The 2,584-nt window shown below is 50.2% G+C and carries 3 protein-coding genes; 2 read left to right on the forward strand and 1 reads right to left on the reverse strand.

Features of this window, described 5'->3' with window-relative positions:
• On the forward strand, window positions 1-666 hold a 666-nt coding region (locus tag ABYW01_RS19010; RefSeq protein WP_372835888.1), incomplete at its 5' end, for an EamA family transporter.
• A gap of 278 nt (window positions 667-944) precedes the next feature.
• On the forward strand, window positions 945-2,378 hold the full coding sequence (locus ABYW01_RS19015) for an aldehyde dehydrogenase family protein (protein WP_372835890.1): 1,434 nt from the start codon (window positions 945-947) through the stop codon (window positions 2,376-2,378).
• Here the strand turns inward: ABYW01_RS19015 and ABYW01_RS19020 are convergent.
• A partial coding sequence (locus tag ABYW01_RS19020) for a hypothetical protein (RefSeq protein ID WP_372835891.1) occupies window positions 2,373-2,584 on the reverse strand: 212 nt, incomplete at its 5' end. The genes ABYW01_RS19015 and ABYW01_RS19020 overlap by 6 nt on opposite strands.

A 2,584-nucleotide genomic window follows, 5' to 3' on the forward strand; every position in this document is an offset into this window, starting at 1 on the left:
AGTTGGTACCTGAATACATGGGGTGCGACCCATGGGCAGGTCTTAATGGTTAGTCTTGCGTTCTTTCTTACTCCGCTGATCAGTATTTTGATTGGTGTGTTTTATCTCCGCGAGCGGTTAACACCCTTGCAAAAGTTGGCGCTGATTCTTTGTGCTTCTGGTTTTATCTACGCATGCCTTAACCTCGATACGTTTCCATGGATTACTGTCGGTATCGCGCTGGCATTTGGCTGTTATGGCGTGATCAAAAAGCAGGTGAAGATCGATACGCTGAACGGGCTGAGTGCCGAAGTGATCCTGATGATTCCGTTTGCCCTGTTTTACCTGATCGGTACGGCAGGCGAAACCCACTGGGAGGCCGGAGAAGGCGATGTGCGTTTGCTGTTGGCGCTGACTGCACCCATGACGATCTTGCCGCTAGGCTTGTTTGCTTTTGGCGTGGTGCGTATGAAAAACCTGTCATCCGTGGCCATCCTTCAATATATCGAACCCACCTTGTATTTCCTGCTGGCGGTATTCGTATTTGGTGAAGCGATTGATGCCGAGCGTCTCACCACATTTGGCCTGGTTTGGGCCGGGTTTATCGTCTTCTCTATTGATGCGTTGAAACGTGCAAAAGTGGCTAAATCAGCGGGTACCCTTGAGCTGGAAAAACCCAATATTTAGCGTTTGGGCGCTCATGTGAAAATGATACCCGGCTTTGCAGGGCGTGCGTATATGCAGTGCAGATACGGCCTGTTACGTCGGAAACGTTATCCCACCATCTTATCAATCGCCCTGAATGACTGGGCGTGTCACAAAATCCATCCTGTTTTGCTGCCAATTGGTCGAAATCGTCCTTTATAAGTGAAAACCATGACTTAGACTAAAGGAAGTAGGTACTATTACTTACTGTATTTGTATGTACCTAATAACAATAGTCACTAGAGCAAAGGGCGATAAGGATGCTGGAAAAGCGCGAGTTTTATATCAATGGGCAGTGGGTTTCACCTGTTCACACAAACGACTTCGAAGTGATTAATCCGTCGACGGAAGAACCCTGTGCAGTGATCTCTTTGGGTGCCAAAGAAGATACAGATGCTGCTGTAGCTGCGGCGCGTAACGCTTTTGACAGCTGGAGTCAGACCAGTAAAGAAGAGCGTATGGCATTACTGGAAAAACTCTATGCCATATATAAAGCGCGTTCGGCTGAGATGGCTGAAGCTATTTCAACCGAGATGGGCGCGCCGATGGCGCTGGCTAAAACCGCTCAATGGGGGGCGGGTGCAGGCCATATCAAGAACCTGATGCGTGCATTAAAGAACTTCGAGTTTGAGCAACCACTGGGCGATCACGCACCTAATAACCATATTCTGTATGAGCCGGTGGGTGTTTGCGGCTTGATTACGCCGTGGAACTGGCCGATGAATCAGGTGGCATTGAAGGTAATTGCTGCGATGGCTGCGGGTTGCACGATGGTGCTCAAGCCGTCTGAAGTATCTCCACTGTCATCTTTACTGTTTGCTGAGATGATTGATGAGGCAGGTTTCCCGGCAGGTGTATTTAACCTGGTTAACGGTGATGGTGTTGGGGTGGGCTCTGAGCTATCCGGTCACCCTGATGTCGATATGATCTCGTTTACGGGTTCCACCCGTGCGGGTGTGGCGATCTCCAAAAATGCAGCGGACACGGTAAAGCGTGTGAGCCTGGAGCTGGGCGGTAAAGGTGCGAATATCGTCTTTGCTGATGCCGATGAAAAAGCCGTTGTGCGTGGTGTGCGTCATTGCTTTAACAACACTGGACAGTCCTGTAATGCGCCAACGCGGATGCTGGTTGAACGCTCGGTTTATGATCAGGCGGTAGCGACAGCGGCGGATGTGGCAGCGAAGACCAGTGTTGATCTCGCATCTATCGAAGGACGTCATATTGGTCCAGTGGTGTCTGGTCTGCAGTATGAGAAGATTCAGGGGATGATTGATAAAGGTATCGCTGAAGGTGCGCGTCTGGTCGCGGGCGGCCCCGGCAAACCTGAAGGATTGGAAAAGGGCTACTTTGTGCGGCCAACCGTGTTCGCTGATGTGAATAATGAGATGGCGATTGCGCGTGAAGAGATCTTTGGTCCGGTACTGTCGATCATTCCGTTTGATAGCGAAGAGGAAGCGGTTCAGATTGCGAACGATACCCTCTACGGATTGACCAATTACATCCAGACGCAGGACGGTGAAAAGGCAAACCGTATCGCGCGTCAGTTGCGTTCTGGCATGGTCCAGATTAATGGTGAGATGTTGGGAGCGGGGGCGCCGTTCGGTGGTTATAAACAGTCAGGTAACGGTCGCGAAGGTGGTACCTGGGGGCTAGAGGAATTCCTTGAAGTTAAAGTGGTAACTGGTTGGTTATAAAAGAAAAAAATAATTATAAAAGGCGCCAATATTCGGCGCCTTTTTTGTGTCTGCGTACTTTACGCCTGGATCTGTTCTGTAGGGCAGCCTTGAGGCTGCCGGTAGGCTGAAGCCTACCCTACAGTTAGGATTGAAGCCTAAAGGCTGCCCTACAGATTCACCCTGTTGAAAAACCGGGTGTGCAATACCTAATGCATTGGTTTGGG

This window comes from Pontibacterium sp., assembly GCF_041587635.1.
Taxonomy (GTDB): domain Bacteria; phylum Pseudomonadota; class Gammaproteobacteria; order Pseudomonadales; family Balneatricaceae; genus Pontibacterium.

What these genes read in the sequence shown, in the direction of transcription:
- ABYW01_RS19015 (WP_372835890.1), top strand. Translation starts at nt 945, where the DNA reads ATGCTGGAAAAGCGCGAGTTTTATATCAATGGGCAGTGGGTTTCACCT.